This window comes from Nocardia sp. NPDC052566, from assembly GCF_044547285.1.
Classification (GTDB): domain Bacteria; phylum Actinomycetota; class Actinomycetes; order Mycobacteriales; family Mycobacteriaceae; genus Nocardia.
In genome coordinates this window covers 938,137-955,034 of the sequence record NZ_JBIUAF010000004.1, presented here as the reverse complement: position 1 = coordinate 955,034, position 16,898 = coordinate 938,137, and the positions used below count along the sequence as shown (strand labels likewise).

The following is a 16,898-nucleotide window of genomic DNA, read 5'->3' as shown; positions in this document are numbered from 1 at the left end:
CAGTGCTTCAATCTCAACGGGCGCACGAGATTGCGCCCTCTGTCCAAGCATTGCTGGCGGAATTCAACCGAGATACCCCGAGCAAGCAAAAGATCGCACCCAGAAACAGCGCGCCACTGCTCCAGCGAATGGACGGCTCGCGGTACCGCGTCGACGAGGACGGCTGGGCCGACGACTACGACGACCTGGACAAGGCCGACGCGATCGACGTGGTGCCTATCAGTGTCCGCGATATCGAGGACCCGCAGTGATCGAGCATCGCATCGTGACCGACCACATCCACGTGACGATTCCGAAGGATCTCGCACAGTCCGCGTGGTGCGAATACGTGGCGCTCGGACTGCCGGTACACGCTCTGCCTGCCGCTGATGACTCGAGCTGGATTCTGTTGTTGCCGGTCGAGGGAAAATTCGGCGCGGTGACAATGCCGATCGGCCTCGCGCGGTCGGTTCAGGACAGGCTGACCCGTGCGCCTGCTCCGGTAGTCCAACATCCGATCACGCGGCGCGCGACCATCCTGGTCGACGCTCGGCACCCCGTGGAGGAGCACATCGTGCGTGCCCTCCAGCGCGCCGGTATTTGCCTCGCACCCCCAGGTAGCCGGGTCGTACTGCCTGTTCCGCATTCCGACCTGCCGTTCTCGTGGATGCATCCGCCAACGTCAAAACCATTGCCTCTACTAGCGACGATCGTCGACCTGCTCAAGATCCTCGGCGCCATCCCCCTCTGTTTCTCCCCTTCGTGGAGGAAATCATGACCGACCCTGTGCTCGACGGGTGCGATATCGCGCCGACCGACCTCGACAGAGATAGAGCGGCCGCGATCGTCGAGATACATCAGGAACACAACCGGCTGGGTCGGTCGTGCAAACGGTTTTGGGCGGCAGCCTGGTATCTCGCACAGACCGAGACCGCAGCGCCGTCCGCGACCGCGTACCCGCCCGTGCTCGACATGGAAGGCCCCCGGTAAACGACGACGACGGTCTTGTGCTCGACATCGTGCGGCTGCTGGTCCAGATCGGCGCAATCAACACAGGCGTAATGCTCGGCACCCCGCCGTGTCTCCGAGCGGTCGCTGCGATGCAGATCCTCAAGACCTCGGAAACAGACGCCCAAGAAGGACGGGAATGAACCTCCTCGACATGTTCGACCTCCTCGAGCTGCTGAGCGACTATTTCGGCCGCCGAGCCGATCGACGTCGCCGTGTCGCCGCCATGCTCCTCGCTGGAGACGGCCGACAGACCGAAGACGATCTGTGCTTCCACCTCATCAGCATGAGTCCGCGTCAGATACGCCGGACTCTGCGCTGGTTCACCAAGCGCGACTGGGTCATTCGTACCGTCGACATGCCCCACCCGACCACCGCGGTTTACCGGGTAACCGACGCCGGGCGACCGTACGTAGAGAAGCTCGCCGCCGAGGACGGGACCGACGCGAGCCGACGCTCATGACCGACGACGAGCGCCGACTCCTGGCTGACGGGCAGCGCGTCATCCAGCTTCTGGCGTGCATATCGGGAGTCACGGGGCGGTGGCCGTGTTGGTGTGGCGCCGCCAGTTCTGAAAGAAGACGTCCCCTGACCAATCAGGGGCAAGTGGGGAAATGAGGGGAAACAATGAAACACCTGATGAAGATTGTTGCGGCGTGCGCGATCCTATCGACGGCACTCGGCGGCGCGACCGCCGTCACGGCACCCGCCGCAATGGGAGCCGGGCCGTGTCTGTTCGGCCATGTCGACCCGAACGACAGCAGCTCGGCATGCCGCGGCAGCGACGCCTCCATCCCAGAGTCCACCACCCGCCCGGACGGAACTCCGGCGCTGAGCTGTAGCCGACTCAGCGTCGGCAAGCGCGTCCGGACCGACGCAGGCGAACACGGCTGGCGGCACTGGATATGCCAGGAACGCAAAGACCAGTGGGGCAACCGCTCCTACGAGTGGGACGAAGTCCTCGGTTCGTAGGAGACTGGACCGATGGAGAGCATGCGACGCACCGAGGTGTACGAGCAGACGCTCGCAACCGCGGAGCAGATCGCCCGCGACCGCGGCGACGGATACGTCGGCGTCGAGCATCTGATGCTCGCGATCCTCGCCGATGCCAATTCGATGCCGACATTCGAAATGCAGTATCGGATGGGCATCGACGTCGGCGACCTCGCCCGCCGTGTGGCACTGTTCCTCGACACGCCGCCACCGGAGCCTGACGCACAACGCGCCCGGTTCCTCGATGGCCGGGTCGTCGACCACTACCTGGACGGCAGGGTGATCACCCGTTACCCGGACGGCCGAATCGACGAGCGGCACGAGCCGCCGTCGGAGTAGACGACGAGCCGCCCCGCCCTCGATATGAGGACGGGGCGGCTCGATTTTGAGATGGATTCCGTGGACGACGGATGCACCAGCGAGTACCGTCACGGCCACATCTGATGAGGGGCAAGATGATGAAATCCATTGCCGCACTGGCGATCGGAGCAGCGATCGCACTCACTAGTTGCAGCTCGACCAACGACGCGACCGCACCGCCGCCGAGCAGCACAGCCCAGTCCAGCACCGCCGTTCCGCAACCCACGCCGACAAACCAGACCTCGGCTCGGCGGAATCTCGTCAAGAAGCTTGGCGAGTCGGCCGCCATCGGCAAACCGGGACTGCCGCCGGTCGTGACATGGAAGGTCACAAGTATCACCGTTGATTCGCCGTGCACGGCACCTGCCGCGCTTCCGTCGGTCGCAGGGCATTTCGTTGTCGCCACCGTGGAGGCGGAGACGACAGCGGAGTTCGAGTCGGCGGCGCTGCCTGGAGGCTTTCATCCCGGCAATAATTGGAGTCTCGTGGACAGCGACGGGGTTACTCAACCGCGGCCGGATTCGGATGCGGTGTATCGCTGTCACACCGCCGACTGGCCGACGAGCTTAGCGCCCGCCTCGAAGTATCGGTTCCGGGTGACCTTCGATTCGCGAACCCCGAGCGGTGTCCTCACGTTCGTTCCGCCGCCCACCGATGGCGGCGGATGGGAATGGAACTTCTGAAACGCCAACAGCGCCCCAGCCGGGAAGGGCTGGGGCGCTGTTGGTTTCGTCGCTGTGTCAGGTGATGGCGAGGGCGGTTCCGGTGTTGGCCAGGGTGCCGCACCAGTTGTCGGTGCCGGTCATCTGAAGCCCGATCGACGTGATGCCGGTCAGGTCCACGCCGGTCGCAGTCACCTGGCATGTGCCGCTGTCGGCATTGACGGTGGCTCCGGGTGTGCCGATTTGGGCACCAGTCTGGTCGACGAGTCGGATCCGGTGGGCCCGGGCGAACGATCCGCCGCTGAAGGCTGCGGCGGCCGACACGGTCGCAGCCGCTTTGGCACCCTGGACGACCAGCCGGTCGCTGACCACAGAGCTACCTGGGTACGTGCCGGTATTCGGTGTCCAGGCCACGATGTTCGTCCATCCCGCGTCGCCTGCGGTCGCCCACGGCTGCGTGCCGTTCTTGGTCATCCCTGACGGCTTGAACGTGGTAGCTGGCGCCGCCACGCCGGCCGTTGCGGTGAACGGCGCCGCAACGGCTGGTGTAGCGGGGGCTGATACAGATCCGGATCCGGTGAACGGTGCGGTGGCCGATGCCGACGCTGTGAACGACACTGTGCCTTCGCTGGACAAGGCTGCCCCGGGGGAGGCTGCGGACGAGAACGCTGCGGTTGCGACACCGGAGAACGTGACCGCGGCCGCGGTGGTGGGAAAATCTGTCCGGCTCTCTGTCGAAAAGTTGGCAGCAGCGGCCGGACTGGTGGCGGCGGTCGCCGTGGCGGAACTCGAGAAGGCGACGGCCGCCGACGGCGCCGCCGAGAACAACACGGTGGCGTCGGTGGTGAACATCTCGAACGTCAGCGGCGGCGGTATGTGGATCGCGCCCGCAGGCAGGCCGATCGCGCCGGCCCGGGGCAGCGGCACCGATACGACCGATCCGGCGACCGTCGCGGCGATGATCGGCCGGACCGGTAGTGGCGCCTGCCAAGTGGTCACGACTGTGTGAAGCTCGGCGTCACGTCGATAGGGCCGGTTCCGCCGAGCGTGATCGACGGATTCAATACGTCGCCGTTGATGAAATCGGCGGCTGTGCCGCCGGAGGCGACTTTCCATAGACCGGCGTGGGTGTAGGTTCCGGCCTGCATGCCTGCGAAGGTCAGTTTGGCCATCGTCAACGTGCCGCCGCTGCCCGGCACCCAGGTGCCGAGCTGGCGCGCGTAGCTTCCTCCGGATGCTTCCGCCTGCCCCGTGGCCCCCGGGGGCCCGGTGTGCAAGCTGACGTACATCTGGTTCGACCCTGCGCCGAGGGTCGCGAAGAACGTCGCGAGCGCCTGCCGGACTGCTGCAACGGAAATTGCCATGGTTGAAACCTCTTTCAGTGCTTGCGGATCACCGCGCCGCGGACCCAGACGAAGTCGGTGCCGTCGGTGAAGTGCGCGTAGACGCGGTAGATCAGGCTGGGCGCGGTGATCGCGTCGGTGATGGTGGAGGGCACAGACCATGTCGCTTCCGCGGTGGACACCGCGGCGGGCCAGGTCGCGACGGTTGTTGTGTCCTGTGTATTGCGGATGACGAGTTCGACGGTCGTGCCCGTGGGGATCGACTCGCCGGCGGCCGGGCGGATCGTGGCGACGAAGTCTTGCCCGGTCAGTAGCACCATGTCGTCGTAGAGCGGGTCGTGTCCCAGTGGCATGTCGGCCTCCCTTCAGGACAACGCGTAGTACGGGACGAAACTGGCGTTCCAGGTCAAACCGCTGTAGGCGATCGACGGCATGGGCACCGCGGAAGCCGGTGCATAGGCATACAGTGCTGCTGGGCGGAAGCCCGGCGGCGCTGCCATCGGCCAAATCGGCAGGGCCAGAATGGATTTGCATGTTTGACCGGTCACGGTCACCTGTAGAAGGCCAGCGGCGAAGATGTCGGACTTCTTCGCCGCGATCGAGTTGCCGAAATTGAAGGTGTACTCGGTGTTCCTGCTCGATACCGATGCCTTGATGTCGCTGGTCTGCGCCTGGAGCGACAGCGTGCCGGTGGCCGGGTCCATTTTGTAGACCGTCGCGTACATGGCCTGGATACCTAGCGCGGTGATGCTGTTCCCGGTTCCGAACGTGAGCGCTGTGTAGCTGCGGTCCTTGCTGCATTGGATGAATCCGAGCTCGCACAGGTTCGCCCCGTGCCCGGCAGGTTTGTAGTCGGGTGGTTCGTCGAAGGTGATCGAGTGGCTATGGGAGTTGCTGCCGGAGGAACTGCCGGTGCTTGTCACGGTGGGCACCAACATGATTCGGGGGAAGGTGGAATCGGCGTTGCGGGAGAAGGTCGACCACAGCGAATCCCCGCTCGGGATGACGTTGCCGGTCGTGCTGCCGATCGAGGTTTGCACCCGGTTGTAGGAACCCTGCGGGCCGACGACACCGCCCTTCATGATGATTCGGGCGGTCTCGGCGGTGAGGTCTTGTCCGTAGCGCCATGCGCCGCCGCCGAGTACCCATGAGCTGTCGGGCGGTTGTCCGTGTGGCGTGGTCACAGTTCGTCTTCCAGCGTGGTGGGGATGGCGACGGGATTCGCGGGGGGCGCCTCGCCGGTCCGGAGCTTGATGAACGCGCCGAGCTCCTCGATGTGGCGCAACAAGGCCCGGATCATCCTGACGGCTGCTTTGAATCGCGAGCGGTCTTCGGCGAGTTGGTCTTCCAACGCCTCGATACGCTCGCGTAGCTGGCGCACTTGCCGGGCCTGCCAGGCTGTCAACGCCCCGACGACGGTGGCGATCGCGATGCCGGTCGCCTGCACAAGGTCGGCGTTGAGCCAGTACATCAGCCAGCCGTGTCGTCGACGATCGGTGTCACCACGCGGCGAATCAGGTAGCCGGCGAGGATCGGCGACACTGCGGCGTAGATGGTGACCGCGGCCTCGATCCACGCCGTGTCCACCTGTCGACCGAGGACGAGTGCGAGGATGCCGGTAATCGCGACCAGGCTGGAACGGACGAGCGCGGGCTCGGGGACACGGTGAATTCCCATCACGCGGCCGCCTTGCCGAGCACCTCGAGGATTCGGTCGACCTTCACCTCGAGTGCGCGGAGTCGCTGCTCGTTGCGGTAGTCGGCCGCGTCGGAGTTGAGGACGTAACCGGCCATGGTGTCGCGGTTTCGCGAGTCGGCTACCCGCGATTCGAATGGGTAGGTCAGCTCGAAATGCATGCGCCGTACGGCGTCGAGGAGCTCGCGCTGTTCGGTCTCGCTCAGTGCTGCCATGAGGTTCTCCTGTGTGTCGAGGCGCCGCTGAATGTCGGCGCGGAAACGGTCCATGTCCAAGCCGCCGGGGTCCCATTTGCCTTGTTTGGGTCCGGCCCATTCCTTGTGTCCGATCACGCGGTCGGCGCTGTAACCGAGGCGTCGAATGATCGCTGAGCAGCAGCGCACGTAGGCGTCGTACTGTGCCGGTGACCAGCCTTCGGTGCCGTTGTTGGCGGCCTCGATCCCGATCGTGTGCCAGTTCGCGTTGTCTTCGGGCAGCCCGGGCCACGCGCCGGCGCCGGCGTGCCAGGCGACACCGAGGGCGACGACGGTGACGGTGCCGTCGCGGGCGAGGTGCAGCTGAGAGAGCGGTCCGTCCAATGACGGTATGCCGTAGGCGATTTCGCTCGGCGGTGTGTTGGATCCGCCGGTGTGGTGGCATACGACACCCCAGATGTTGCCGAAGTCGCCGTGTCCACGTTCCTGCCAGTCGGGGAACTCGACAACCCGCAGACCTTCGCCGCGCAGCACATCGGCCAACCAGACGGGGTCACCTGACCATGACATCTATTCGTCTCCGTTCTCTATCCGTGCGACGTTGGGCGGTTCCTGTGGTTCGGGAACCATGCCCAGCGCGCGGGCTTGCGCTATCACCGCGTCCCGCTCGGCCGGTGTCATCTCGGCGAGGTTGGGCAGAATCACCGGTTCGGGGTCGGGTTCGTTGATGTCGACCCAACGGCCGGAGCCATTGAGCGGATGCTGTGCCCCGCGGTAGGGCCGTTGGAACTTGCGAGTTTGCAACTCGGGATGGTGGCGAAATCCGCAGTGCCACAACGCTGCTGATATTTGGCGGGCGACCCATTCAGGAATCAACATCGGTGTCTCGCCGGCGGCCGGCGGGCACACCAGCGCCCACAGTGCATGCTGTTCCGGGTCGGTCGGGTCGCATTGGTCTTGACGCGGGATCCGCATCACAGCACCCCCAAATCTTGTGCGATGCCGAGGATTTCCTGAATGGCCTCATACGCCTTGAGGACCGGGTCCTCGAATTCCCGGACACCGACCTGGATTTTCCAGGCGGGTGACTCGGTGCGGCTCCAGCCCATCGTGAGCTCGGTGATGCGGTCGACATAAACCTTGCCGCCGGGCATGCCCATCACGGTCGTGCCAACACGGTCGCCGATGTCCATGTGCCCGTAGCCGCGGGCACCGACCAGATACGGCGCGGCATCGGCGACAACAACCGAGTGCGAGATCTGCTCTCGTGTCGCCCAGAAGCCAGTGCGTAACGCAATCAGCGCGGCGAGCGTGTAGGCACGGTCGGCGCCGTCGCCCCATTTCTCGTGGTAGTGACTCCACCCCGCTCGCTGTGCGCGTGCCGGTGACTTCCACGCCATGAACGCCAAGATGGTGTCGGTGTAGAGCGGCTTGAGCACGGCGTCGAGCGCGCCGCCGATCGGCGGGATAAAAACCGCGGCGGCGATCAAGTCTCCGATGGTGTTGTGCGACCAGATCCCGTTGCCGGAGTAGTTCACCCAGCCTGGAACGTGCAAATCGTAGAAGTCAGCGACTCCGTGGGGCTCGATGGACACGACGGCGGAGAACTCGACAGCAATCCCCTCGGCGATTCCGAGCCAGGCAGAGTCCGGCAAGTCGTTCGACGGCGCTTGTGCTTCACTGTCAGCCATCGCAAGACGCGAATGGTCGACTGTGGCGACTTCGGTTCCGATGGTGGCCTTTTCGGTTGGCATCCATCCTGCACGGGTCAGCCATCTATGTTGTGTGGTGGCGGTCAGTTTGCGGCCATTGGCGAGGGTGTACTCGAAGAGTTCGGTGCGGCCCTTCTTGAACGCGAAATCCGCTGTAGCAGCGACGCGTCGCCCCCTCGGTGTAACCGACCAGACACGGAACGGTCCGCCGCGCTCAGCAAGGACATCGATGCGCTCATCGCCGTCTGGTCCTTCGATGATCGTGCTACCGGAAACGCAATTGATCGCCGCCGAAATCAGCTCGTTCACGCCCGGTGACGAGTGACCACCCGTGGTCACCTGCACATCGGTTGCGGGCCGCCATTTGAAGGTCGAGGACTGCACGCCGATGCCCTGGCGCAGCACAACCCAGGGCGCCTGGGGCAGTGTCCCGAGCCATCCCGGTTGTGTGTACTCCGGCGGAAATGCCGGATCGGAGATGATGTCGATGCCTTCGGTGAGACCGTCGCTGGCGATGTTGATTCGCGCCCGGTCGAGCCCGGTGGCGAGGTTGCCGCCGAACGACGTGCCGCTCGTCCACCCCGATTTGTCGATGATGTCGAACACGAGGCAGCCGTGCCGCAGGTTGGCGCCCGGCCAGGGCGGTGGGTCGCCGGTGAGGTATCGCCGTGCGACCCAGGACAATTGGCCGTCCTGCATGATCCGTTTGGACATGTCGTACGCGGATTTCATTCGCGAGAACGGAATCGCGAACGGGCTGCTGTCGCTGTGGATGTCGCCGGGGGCGACGACCATCGACCAGGTCGACTGGTCGAAGTTGAACCACTGCTTCGGGTCGAGCGGATCATCGGGCAACATCCACAGCGACGACTCCAGCCGCATGATGTTGAGCATCAGCGCCAGTTTGACGGCCCACTTTGCCGGGCCGAACAGGAAGAACAGGCGCGGAAATTGAGTCTCGGCCAACAGGAACGGGTTCGGCCAGATCCGGATGTGCTTGAGTTCCTCGAGGTCGTGGCGAAAGGTGCACCGCACCTTCTCGTCGTCGATGATCTCGAACTCGTCGAGCCTTCCGCCCCAACGGATTCCGTCCTTGTCGACGGTCACATGAATGTTCGCGGTGCTGCGTTGATCGTGTCCGATGACCCACTGGGACAGGAAGTAGTCCAGCGGCATCTCGAGCACACCGATGCCGGTTTCGTTGTCGAGTAGCTGCCATTGTGCGGTGATCTCGTTGCGGACGGTCCCGCGTAGCACCCAGTTGCCGTCCCACAGCCGCACCAGCGGTGGGCGGCTCCGGCGGAGTTTGCGATCGAGCCGTTCGGCGACCGCGTCGGCGTGTGCCTGTTGCAGCGACTGCGGCAGGATTCCCGGCCATGTCGATTCGCCCGGATACAGGTTTGGTTCCGGGTAGAGGTAGGCGGGCATCTCAGAGGTAGGTTCCCGAGTAGATGATCAGTAGCCCGGTGCCGGGTGTGCCGCCGAGCGCGGTGATTTCGGCGGTCAACGCGTCGTTCTGGGCGAGGGTGATCGGTGTGGCTGCCCAGGTCTGCATGAGTCCCGGTGCGGCGACCGAGATCAGCGGCATGTCGGTCGTGGCACCGTTGCGGCGAAGTTGGATCGTGGTCGCGCCGGAGGCGTCCGACGAACGGAACCGGACATGCACACGTTCGAGAGCGAGACCGGCGGGTGCGATGACGCCGAGGTCGGCGCCGTTGTAGCCGAGTGCCCGTGTGCCGGTGTCGGTGACGCGCAGCTGGTGCGACCATTGCACCGCGGTCGCGGTGTTGCCGTCGAAGATGCCCTGTTCCATGTGGGCCAGCCGCGCCGCGGTGATCGGTGTGCCGCCGAGCGCGCCGTCGGCCCAAGTTTGTTTGGTGTAGGCCATGTCAGTGCATCCCCCATGCTCGCGTCCACTGGCGTTCACACATCACGAGCACGGTCGATCCGACCGGGCCGTCGACCTTGACCGGTAGTGCGGTCTGCGGTGTCCAGGGCGGTACCGGGAACAGGAATTGCAGCCCGTTCATCAACGCCCAGAAGTTCGGGTAGCCCGCGCGTACCACCTGTTCCTCGAACGGGTCGGTGTCGATATCGACGGCCGGACCGCTGGCCAGCGTCGGCATGACGATCTTGCGGGCCGTCGAGGTCGCGGCACGGTCGGCGATATCGGCAGGCAGATCGCCAGCGCTGAACGTCGGCGACCCGAACCACGAGTAGTCCGGCAACGTCCACGTCCCGGGGGCGCTGATCACCCATTTCAGCCACATCGGGCGGTCAGTCGGATTCGACACGGTCACGGTTCCGGACCCGACGCCAGCAGCCTGCGAGACCCAGGTGTCGATGACATCGGCCTCGATCCACCACGGAACCCCTGCGCGGCAGGTCATTTCGACCTGGGCAAGGTGGTTGCGTCGCGGGTCGCGCGCGGTCAGCGTGTGCGGAGCCTCGATGGGACGCAACGCCAAATGCCGTCGCGACGTAGGGGTTTCGACCCACAGCCGCGAGTCCTCGGAATAGCTCCACGCCTGCCGGAACTGCGAGTCGAGCCGCTCCCAGTCCTGAGGGGCCTTCCCGTGCTGGAGCGCGCCGGCGATGGTGACCGTGAAACGAACATCGCGGGCGTCCCAGCGGACACCGCCGGGTGAGGATCCGGGCCGAAACGCCGTCTGTGTCCAGTCCGTTTTGACCGGGGCGTCGATGATGCCCTCGATCTCGTTGAGGACCACCCCGCGATCACCCTGGCCGATACCGTGCAGTGTCCACCATTCGCCGGTGTAGCTCTCCAATTGGACGACGGTTGCCGACATGGTCACCTCCTCGCGAACGTGTTGGATTGGGTCGCGCGGCGGCGCATCTCTTCGGCCATGGCCTTTTGCATGGCCTGGAAGACCTGGTCGACCAGCGCCTGAATCGCACCGCCCGATTTCCGAACCTTCACATCGCCCAACAGCTGGTCGAAGTTGGCTTGCAGGAAGTTGCCCGCCGCCTGGTTCGTGATTGCCGCCACGTTGGGCGCGACCGCCGGTTGATCCGCGGCGGCGGTCTGCGTGACTGCTTGCGGTGCCAGCGCTTCCGAGGGTGTCGGAGTCAGATTCGTCGAGCTGCCCACGATCCACACCGGTGTCACCCCAGCGGGAATCTGGGCCGCATCGAAAGTTGCGCCCGTGCCTGTGCCTACACTGCTGGCGCTGCTGCCGAGTCCGGTAGCGCTGCCAGGGCTGGCGCCGGGCGTCGCGCCGCCCGCGCCGCTGCCCTGTCCCGGTGTCGTCTTGGTGGTGGGGTTGTCGGTTTCGGGTGGGCTCCAGATGTCGCGCGGCAGGTTCCACACCGATGGCAGACTGTTCGCGCCGTCGGCAGAGCCGCCGTACTGGATTCCGTTGGTGGCATCGCTTTCGACCGGGACGCCGAGCAGGGTGCCGGCCATGTGACCGGCGGTGCCGGACCCACCGTTGGTCCCGACCGAGAAACCGTTCGGGTCGTAGCCGGGTACGAATCCGTAGGCGGCGAGGTCGGCGTCGCTGGTGAATCGCGCTGAGCGGCCGGTGAGCTGGTTGTAGATGCCGCTGAGAAACCCGGAGCAGTCCAGTTTGCCGTACTCGTAGGGGGCACCGTTGTGTGCGCGGGCGTAGGAGACGGCTCGCTCGCTGGCGAGCCCGCCAGCGGAGAACCCCGGGATATCGCCCACCATGGCGCGCAACGACTCCGGCGACGGTGTCCATCCGGCGTTGATCGCGTCCAGCAAGGGCAGATTCCTCGCCGTGGCTGCCGCATTGACGATGAACTCGCGATCGGACAGGCGCACGACGTTCGCGTCGTCACGCGGGCCACCCGCACCGCGGAACAGACCACCCGCCGCGTAGCGGACGTAGCCGGGCGAGTAGGTCTGGCGGCCCGAGTTGGCAGCGGCCTCGGCGATGCGGCGTGATTCGGCGCTCAGCGATGCGGCGATCTCGACCGGGATTACCTTGCCGCTGTTGCGGGCGATGAAGCCGTCGAGAAGCGCTTGCCCCTCCACGGTGTTCGCGGTAACTCGCACCTCACCGCCCGGCAGGGTAGCCACCTTGAGGCCGAGGGCCTCGAGCCGTGCGGTGGTTTCGGGTGTGTTGTCGCGCAGCACGATGTCGTGGCCGCTCGGCAGCGCCGTCACGGTGTCGCCGAGCGCTCGAAACACGACCTGCGCGCGTTGTGTCGTCTCGATTTGGTCGGTGACGGTCTTGCGCATCCGGTCCAGACCGGGGCGCGCGGTGTTGTCGATTCCATCGGCCAGCGCTCGCGCGCCGTCGGCGACGCCTCGGAACTTGTCGTCGAGCCCCTGGACCGACTTCCCCAGGTTCTCGAGGTCGTCGTTGTGGGTGAGCCTGCCGAAAATCTCGGTGACCTTGCCCAGCGGTTCGAGCACGCGTGCGAGCGTGCCCCCCGCGCCTTCGGCGAACGAGGCGAGCGCGCGCAAGCTGGTGGAGGAGAACGCGAGGAACGCATCACCGGCACCGAATGCGAAATCGACCACCCTGCCGAGGAATCCCAGCACCTCGGGCTGATGCTTGGTGACCCAGTCGGCGAGCTTGGCCAGCTGCGGTCCGAAGGCCTGCGCGAGCGCTGAGGAGATCGCGTCGGCCGAGATCTGGATCGAGCGTTTGGCGCTTTCGATCGAGGTGGATGCGTTGCTGTCCATCGTGTGCAGTGCGTCTTGTGCGGCGCCCGCGACCTTGCCGAGGCTCTCGACTGCCGTGTCGAGGTTCATCGCATTGAGCGCGCCACCTAAGTCTTCGAATTGCGTGCCGAACAGCGCCAACGCGATCTCGTTGCGTTTGACCGGGTCCTCGATCTTGCGGATTTCGGCGAGGAGATCGCCGGTTGCCGCGCGGGCGGTCGCGCCGCCCGCGGCGAAGCGTGCGGTGAGGTCCTCGGCGTCGAACCCCAGCGTCTGGAATGCTTCGGTCGTCGCCTTGGATCCGTCGACGACGCGGATCGAGAATTCCTTGATGGCGTCGGCGGCGACGTCGACATCGCGGGCGCCGCCCTTGAATGATTGATTGATCAGGCCGATTGCTTCCGGCCCGGACAGGCCGAGCTTGCGGAACTGTGTCGAGTATTCGCTGATTGTGTCGAGGAAGTCCTCGCTGACGTTCAAGCCGTTTTTCTCGGCGGCGGCGAACAAGTCCATCGCTTCGGTTGCGTTCATGGCCATACCGGTGCGGATGGCCTGTCCGGCCGCCCGGGAGACGGCGGGGATTTCCTCGCCCATCAACTCCGAGATGCCTGATAGCTGCGCGATGACCTGTTGTGTTTGCTGTGCTGTCGCGTTCGGATCGAGCAGCCCGGATTGCATCGCGCGCCGCGCGGTGTCGACGTTCTCCTCCACGCTCGCCCCGAAGGCGCCTGCGTAGGCGCGGGCGGCTGCCGTGCCGATCCGTTGCATGGTCGCGTCGTCGACGCCGAGGCGTGCCTGGGTCATGTCGAGGGTCTTCTCGCGCTCCATGCCGTTTTGCAGCGCTTTGACGAACAGTCCCGCGGCGCTGACCCCGGCGACTGCGAAGGCGGCGCCGAGGACTTCGCCGAACATTCCGGCTTTGCCCTTGAGACTGTCCAGGATTCCGCCTGCGGCGGCCTGTCCGCCTTGCTGGCCTGCTTGGTTGCCCGCTTGACCGAATGCGCGCCCGAGTTCGCCTGGCACGCGGCTGGTTTCGGTGGTGACCGTGACGTATCCGGTCGCGAGCTCTACACCTGTAGCCACGGCGTCACCTCCTCAGGGGGTCAGGCCCAGCCGAGCCACCGGTCGAGTTCGTCGATAGGGATCGCATCGGCAGCCGTGCCGACGATGCGTTCGTCGTCAGGGATCGCCTCGAGCGCGGCCTGGTGGCGCATCTCGCGCACCAGCGCCGAGGTGGTGTCGGTCTGGTATTTGAGCCAGATGCGAAATTCCCACCACGACAGCGTGTTTCCGATGCTCTCGATCCGGCGGCCGATCGAGAGCAGGTCGTAGGCGATCGCCTCCTCGTGGTCGGCTAGGAACCGTCGGAGGCCGAGGATTCCCCCTCGGTGACCCGCGATACCCGGTTCCATTCATCGCGCAGCGCGGCGAGCTGGTCGCGGGAGAGCCCGTCGACGACGGCAGCGATCTTCGGTTCGGCCTTGGCCATGAATGCCTTCAGGAAGGAGGTCAGGCCCGGATCGGGGATGGTTCCGGAGTTCACGCCTTCGAGGTACTCCGACGCTCCGGCGGGCAGGAATTCCAGCTTGGGCATCGAGTGCGTCTTGCCCTTGCGGTCGAGGAATTCGAACCGGTTGGCGGGGTCGTCGCCGCCAGGCTCCGGAATCTGAAATGTCATGGTGTGCAGGCCCTTTCGTGTGTGCAGGCCAAGGGGAGCCCGGCGGCGCGGCGGGCCTGCGAGGTGACCGCGCCGCCGGGGTACGGGCGGGCGCTAGGCGTAGATGACCGAGCGCGCCGCGGAGGGGCCGACACCGTTGGTCACGATGACCGGATAGGTGCCCGCAGATTTCGCCGGGCTGGTGATGACGAGGGTCTGGTCGTTGACGACGATGTACTTGGTCGCCGCGGTGCCGCCGACGGTCACGCCGGCCGTACCGGTGAATCCGGACCCGACGAGCTCGAGCAGATCACCGCCCGCGACAGCCAGCGATGCCGGGAGGTGCGCGGTGATCGTGGGTGCGCTCGGTGTCGCGCCGTCGTCGTAGTACCGGTACGCCTTGACGCCCTGGTCGTCCTTGTAACAGGTGAGCGTGATGTCGAACGCCTGCAATCCGTTCCGGATGAACGGATCCTCAGCCACGGCGGTCACCTGGCCGATCGGCACCACGATGCGGCAGCGTTTGGTCTTGTCCCGCATGTCGAACAACCACGGATGCACGCTCAGCGGTTCGCCGGTCTCCTTGACCGTGGTCAGCGACCCGACGGTGGTGACCTGCGTGTCGCCGAAGACCTCGGCGAGTACGTCTCGGTCGAACGCACCATAGGCCTTGAATTGAAATGCCGTGGAATGGTTTTCCTGCGGCGATGCGATCAAATCGCCTGCCCAGTCGTAGATGTCGGTCGAGGTGCGCTCGCCTGATGGGCGCAGACCGTCATCGGCGACATAGCCGAGCCGTGTCCAGGTCGCGGTCGATGAGGTCGCGTTCGTGGGCAGGATCGTGCCGACGGGGGCGACCATGACACCGCCCGTGGCGAGCGGTGCGCCGACGCCGATCTTGGCAACGGAGGGTGCAGCCATGATTTCTGTCCTTTCGGGATTCGCAGGCCCCGAACGGTTTTCGTGGTGATGGTCAGACGATGTCACCGCGCATCAGTACGTCGACGGTGAATTGGTAGCGTGCCGCACCGGTGTCGGGATCGGGGAAGTTCACCAGGCCGCCGACCTCGACGACTGCGGCAACCCAATCGGCGCCGACGTTCTCGCCGTCCATGGCGTGCACGAGGGCGTAGGTGATCCGTGCCAGTGCCGACGCGGCGGGCTCGGTGGCGTCCCAGCATTCGATGATCAGCCGGGCCGCGAAGTGCGCGAGGGTCTGTCGGGTGGTGTCGGCCAGCGACAGCCGTACGAGCCGATCCGGTCTCGGATTGGGCACTTTCGTTGCTACCCGGGCGGTTTCGCCGCTGGCGGCGAACTGGGCGCGCAGGTAGGCGACGACGAGGGCCTCAGCGTCCGGTGGTGCGACGACGTCAGCCACGAGCCGCCCCGAAGTTGCGGACCAGGGTGTTGTGACGGGCGTTGCTGCGCATCGCTCGGGCGGTGGCGGTGAATACTGCGACGCGCCAGCGGCCCTGGGGATTGCGTGCGCCTTGGCTCGACGACATCATGTAGCCCGCTGCCTCCCCGCCGACGGCCGCCAGCACGGCGCGGCCGCGGCGTTCGAGGTCACGGATGACGCCGGGCTGTCGGCGCAGCTCGTACAGGCCGTCTCGTTTCCAGACGAGCCGAACTCGGCTAGCCATCGGGTAGTACCTTGCTCGGCGAGATGACGGTGAGATCCGCGCAGGCCAGCGTGAGCGTCAGACCTGGCACCGGTTCGCCGTTCTCACCCTCGATGACGGTCGGTGTGACGTCGCGGTAGAACCAGGGCAATTCCTCGCCGTCAACCGTGATCGCACCGGTATCAACGTCAACGGTGACCAGGCGTGCGTAGTCGCTCATCCGTCCACTTTCTGTAGGTTGATGACCGCGCCGGGCTGAAAACCGAAGGGCCCCTTGGTGTAATCCTCGGCGTATCCGATCATTTCGAACTGGCCTGCCGGGTCGGCGGGCAGGTCGATCACGTCGCGCGGTTGCACGTGCAGGGTGGGTGGCGCGAGTACTTGCACGTCGACGAGCACCCGGTCGTGGCCCGCGAGAGACGGTTCGGTCGAAGACGGTATCGACCAGCCGTAGACCGGCTGCGTGGTGCCCGGCTGGTCGAGCGGTGGTGTGTAGAGCGCGATCTCATTGCCGTGCGCGTCCTCACCGGTGCCGCTGTAGCTGTGGTGGCCGATGGAAAACAGCAGCGGGAACGTCATGGTGTCACCGGGATTGTGTCGACGGTGAACGCCTTTTGTCCGGCGCCGAGGCTACCGAGCCCGCTGAGTTCGTCTCGGTCCTCATCGAGCAGAGCCAGCGAGCCGGGCTCGTCGCCGCCGAAGGTGCTCGCGGTCGAGTACGGGCCTGCGCCCAGGGTTTTCGACCGCATCCCTTCCGGATTCCGGACATGACGCAAGATCACGCGGCACACCACCTTGACCACGCGAACAACGGGGATAGCCCGCGGATTCGGTGGATGCGGTGGCGTCGCGTAGTCGTCGATACGCCGCTGGATATCGGGGAACTCGCCGAGGATCGAGTCCTCTACATCGGCGATCAGCGTCGCGAGCTTCTGGTCGGTGACATCCGCCGGGAACGAACCGGGGCCGACCCAGCGGTCGCGCACATCGCGTGCCGTTGCCCATGCCATGACTCGGCC

27 protein-coding genes are annotated in these 16,898 nt (G+C 65.6%); 7 read left to right on the top strand and 20 right to left on the bottom strand.

All coding sequences use genetic code 11. The features are described 5' to 3' along the window. The first annotated feature begins 128 nt into the window (after positions 1 to 128). From ACIG5A_RS24285 to ACIG5A_RS24260, 6 genes are all read left to right on the top strand, one after another. A complete protein-coding gene (locus ACIG5A_RS24285; RefSeq protein ID WP_397243646.1) occupies positions 129 to 251 on the top strand; it encodes a hypothetical protein in 123 nt (40 codons plus the stop codon). Beyond that, positions 248 to 757, top strand: coding sequence for a hypothetical protein (locus tag ACIG5A_RS24280; protein WP_397243644.1), 510 nt, complete (start codon positions 248 to 250; stop codon positions 755 to 757). The genes ACIG5A_RS24285 and ACIG5A_RS24280 overlap by 4 nt, the downstream gene beginning before the upstream one ends. Further along, the gene (locus ACIG5A_RS24275) at positions 754 to 969 is read left to right on the top strand and encodes a hypothetical protein (protein WP_397243642.1); all 216 of its coding nucleotides are present in this window, start codon (positions 754 to 756) and stop codon (positions 967 to 969) included. The genes ACIG5A_RS24280 and ACIG5A_RS24275 overlap by 4 nt, the downstream gene beginning before the upstream one ends. A gap of 157 nt (positions 970 to 1,126) precedes the next feature. Then, positions 1,127 to 1,450 (top strand): hypothetical protein, encoded by a 324-nt coding sequence (locus ACIG5A_RS24270; protein WP_397243640.1) that lies wholly within the window; start codon positions 1,127 to 1,129, stop codon positions 1,448 to 1,450. Between the two features lie 176 nt (positions 1,451 to 1,626). After that, positions 1,627 to 1,959 (top strand): hypothetical protein, encoded by a 333-nt coding sequence (locus ACIG5A_RS24265; protein ID WP_397243638.1) that lies wholly within the window; start codon positions 1,627 to 1,629, stop codon positions 1,957 to 1,959. 12 nt (positions 1,960 to 1,971) lie between these two features. After that, complete coding sequence (locus ACIG5A_RS24260; protein ID WP_397243636.1) at positions 1,972 to 2,319, top strand: Clp protease N-terminal domain-containing protein; 348 nt, start codon at positions 1,972 to 1,974, stop codon at positions 2,317 to 2,319. 761 nt (positions 2,320 to 3,080) lie between these two features. On the opposite strand, the gene ACIG5A_RS24255 is transcribed toward ACIG5A_RS24260, so the two are convergent. After that, the gene (locus ACIG5A_RS24255) at positions 3,081 to 3,476 is read right to left on the bottom strand and encodes a hypothetical protein (protein WP_397243634.1); all 396 of its coding nucleotides are present in this window, start codon (positions 3,474 to 3,476) and stop codon (positions 3,081 to 3,083) included. A gap of 10 nt (positions 3,477 to 3,486) precedes the next feature. Between ACIG5A_RS24255 and ACIG5A_RS24250 the strand changes: the two genes are divergently transcribed. After that, on the top strand, positions 3,487 to 4,011 hold the full coding sequence (locus ACIG5A_RS24250; protein WP_397243633.1) for a hypothetical protein: 525 nt from the start codon (positions 3,487 to 3,489) through the stop codon (positions 4,009 to 4,011). On the opposite strand, the gene ACIG5A_RS24245 is transcribed toward ACIG5A_RS24250, so the two are convergent. From ACIG5A_RS24245 to ACIG5A_RS24155, 19 genes are all read right to left on the bottom strand, one after another. Further along, the gene (locus ACIG5A_RS24245; RefSeq protein WP_397243631.1) at positions 3,998 to 4,366 is read right to left on the bottom strand and encodes a hypothetical protein; all 369 of its coding nucleotides are present in this window, start codon (positions 4,364 to 4,366) and stop codon (positions 3,998 to 4,000) included. The genes ACIG5A_RS24250 and ACIG5A_RS24245 overlap by 14 nt on opposite strands. A gap of 14 nt (positions 4,367 to 4,380) precedes the next feature. Further along, the gene (locus ACIG5A_RS24240; protein WP_397243629.1) at positions 4,381 to 4,698 is read right to left on the bottom strand and encodes a hypothetical protein; all 318 of its coding nucleotides are present in this window, start codon (positions 4,696 to 4,698) and stop codon (positions 4,381 to 4,383) included. Positions 4,699 to 4,710: 12 nt separating this feature from the next. After that, positions 4,711 to 5,529: a hypothetical protein gene (locus tag ACIG5A_RS24235; protein ID WP_397243627.1), complete on the bottom strand. Its 819-nt coding sequence runs from the start codon at positions 5,527 to 5,529 to the stop codon at positions 4,711 to 4,713. Then, complete coding sequence (locus tag ACIG5A_RS24230) at positions 5,526 to 5,816, bottom strand: hypothetical protein (protein WP_397243625.1); 291 nt, start codon at positions 5,814 to 5,816, stop codon at positions 5,526 to 5,528. Before ACIG5A_RS24230 ends, ACIG5A_RS24235 begins: the two co-directional genes overlap by 4 nt. After that, positions 5,816 to 6,022, bottom strand: a complete 207-nt coding sequence (locus tag ACIG5A_RS24225) for a hypothetical protein (protein WP_397243623.1) — start codon at positions 6,020 to 6,022, stop codon at positions 5,816 to 5,818. Before ACIG5A_RS24225 ends, ACIG5A_RS24230 begins: the two co-directional genes overlap by 1 nt. Then, positions 6,022 to 6,804, bottom strand: coding sequence for an N-acetylmuramoyl-L-alanine amidase (locus ACIG5A_RS24220; protein WP_397243621.1), 783 nt, complete (start codon positions 6,802 to 6,804; stop codon positions 6,022 to 6,024). Before ACIG5A_RS24220 ends, ACIG5A_RS24225 begins: the two co-directional genes overlap by 1 nt. After that, positions 6,805 to 7,209, bottom strand: a complete 405-nt coding sequence (locus ACIG5A_RS24215; protein ID WP_397243619.1) for a DUF2744 domain-containing protein — start codon at positions 7,207 to 7,209, stop codon at positions 6,805 to 6,807. Continuing rightward, the gene (locus tag ACIG5A_RS24210; protein WP_397243617.1) at positions 7,209 to 9,227 is read right to left on the bottom strand and encodes a hypothetical protein; all 2,019 of its coding nucleotides are present in this window, start codon (positions 9,225 to 9,227) and stop codon (positions 7,209 to 7,211) included. Before ACIG5A_RS24210 ends, ACIG5A_RS24215 begins: the two co-directional genes overlap by 1 nt. Before the next feature lie 148 nt (positions 9,228 to 9,375). Then, positions 9,376 to 9,834: a hypothetical protein gene (locus ACIG5A_RS24205; RefSeq protein WP_397243615.1), complete on the bottom strand. Its 459-nt coding sequence runs from the start codon at positions 9,832 to 9,834 to the stop codon at positions 9,376 to 9,378. A gap of 1 nt (position 9,835) precedes the next feature. After that, positions 9,836 to 10,756, bottom strand: coding sequence for a phage tail protein (locus ACIG5A_RS24200; protein WP_397243614.1), 921 nt, complete (start codon positions 10,754 to 10,756; stop codon positions 9,836 to 9,838). A 2-nt stretch (positions 10,757 to 10,758) separates the two neighbouring features. Further along, positions 10,759 to 13,683, bottom strand: a complete 2,925-nt coding sequence (locus tag ACIG5A_RS24195; protein ID WP_397243612.1) for a phage tail tape measure protein — start codon at positions 13,681 to 13,683, stop codon at positions 10,759 to 10,761. A 20-nt stretch (positions 13,684 to 13,703) separates the two neighbouring features. Further along, positions 13,704 to 14,012 carry a hypothetical protein gene (locus ACIG5A_RS24190; protein WP_397243610.1) on the bottom strand — a complete coding sequence of 103 codons (309 nt, stop codon included), beginning with the start codon at positions 14,010 to 14,012 and terminating at the stop codon, positions 13,704 to 13,706. Then, positions 13,955 to 14,278 (bottom strand): hypothetical protein, encoded by a 324-nt coding sequence (locus ACIG5A_RS24185; protein ID WP_397243608.1) that lies wholly within the window; start codon positions 14,276 to 14,278, stop codon positions 13,955 to 13,957. The genes ACIG5A_RS24190 and ACIG5A_RS24185 overlap by 58 nt, the downstream gene beginning before the upstream one ends. Positions 14,279 to 14,371: 93 nt before the next feature. After that, positions 14,372 to 15,178, bottom strand: a complete 807-nt coding sequence (locus ACIG5A_RS24180) for an IPT/TIG domain-containing protein (protein WP_397243606.1) — start codon at positions 15,176 to 15,178, stop codon at positions 14,372 to 14,374. 52 nt (positions 15,179 to 15,230) lie between these two features. Next, complete coding sequence (locus ACIG5A_RS24175; RefSeq protein ID WP_397243604.1) at positions 15,231 to 15,635, bottom strand: hypothetical protein; 405 nt, start codon at positions 15,633 to 15,635, stop codon at positions 15,231 to 15,233. Beyond that, the gene (locus ACIG5A_RS24170) at positions 15,628 to 15,900 is read right to left on the bottom strand and encodes a hypothetical protein (protein ID WP_397243602.1); all 273 of its coding nucleotides are present in this window, start codon (positions 15,898 to 15,900) and stop codon (positions 15,628 to 15,630) included. The genes ACIG5A_RS24175 and ACIG5A_RS24170 overlap by 8 nt, the downstream gene beginning before the upstream one ends. Further along, the gene (locus tag ACIG5A_RS24165) at positions 15,893 to 16,099 is read right to left on the bottom strand and encodes a hypothetical protein (protein ID WP_397243600.1); all 207 of its coding nucleotides are present in this window, start codon (positions 16,097 to 16,099) and stop codon (positions 15,893 to 15,895) included. Before ACIG5A_RS24165 ends, ACIG5A_RS24170 begins: the two co-directional genes overlap by 8 nt. Beyond that, on the bottom strand, positions 16,096 to 16,458 hold the full coding sequence (locus ACIG5A_RS24160; RefSeq protein WP_397243598.1) for a hypothetical protein: 363 nt from the start codon (positions 16,456 to 16,458) through the stop codon (positions 16,096 to 16,098). The genes ACIG5A_RS24165 and ACIG5A_RS24160 overlap by 4 nt, the downstream gene beginning before the upstream one ends. Then, positions 16,455 to 16,889: a hypothetical protein gene (locus ACIG5A_RS24155; RefSeq protein WP_397243596.1), complete on the bottom strand. Its 435-nt coding sequence runs from the start codon at positions 16,887 to 16,889 to the stop codon at positions 16,455 to 16,457. Before ACIG5A_RS24155 ends, ACIG5A_RS24160 begins: the two co-directional genes overlap by 4 nt. Positions 16,890 to 16,898: the final 9 nt, after the last annotated feature.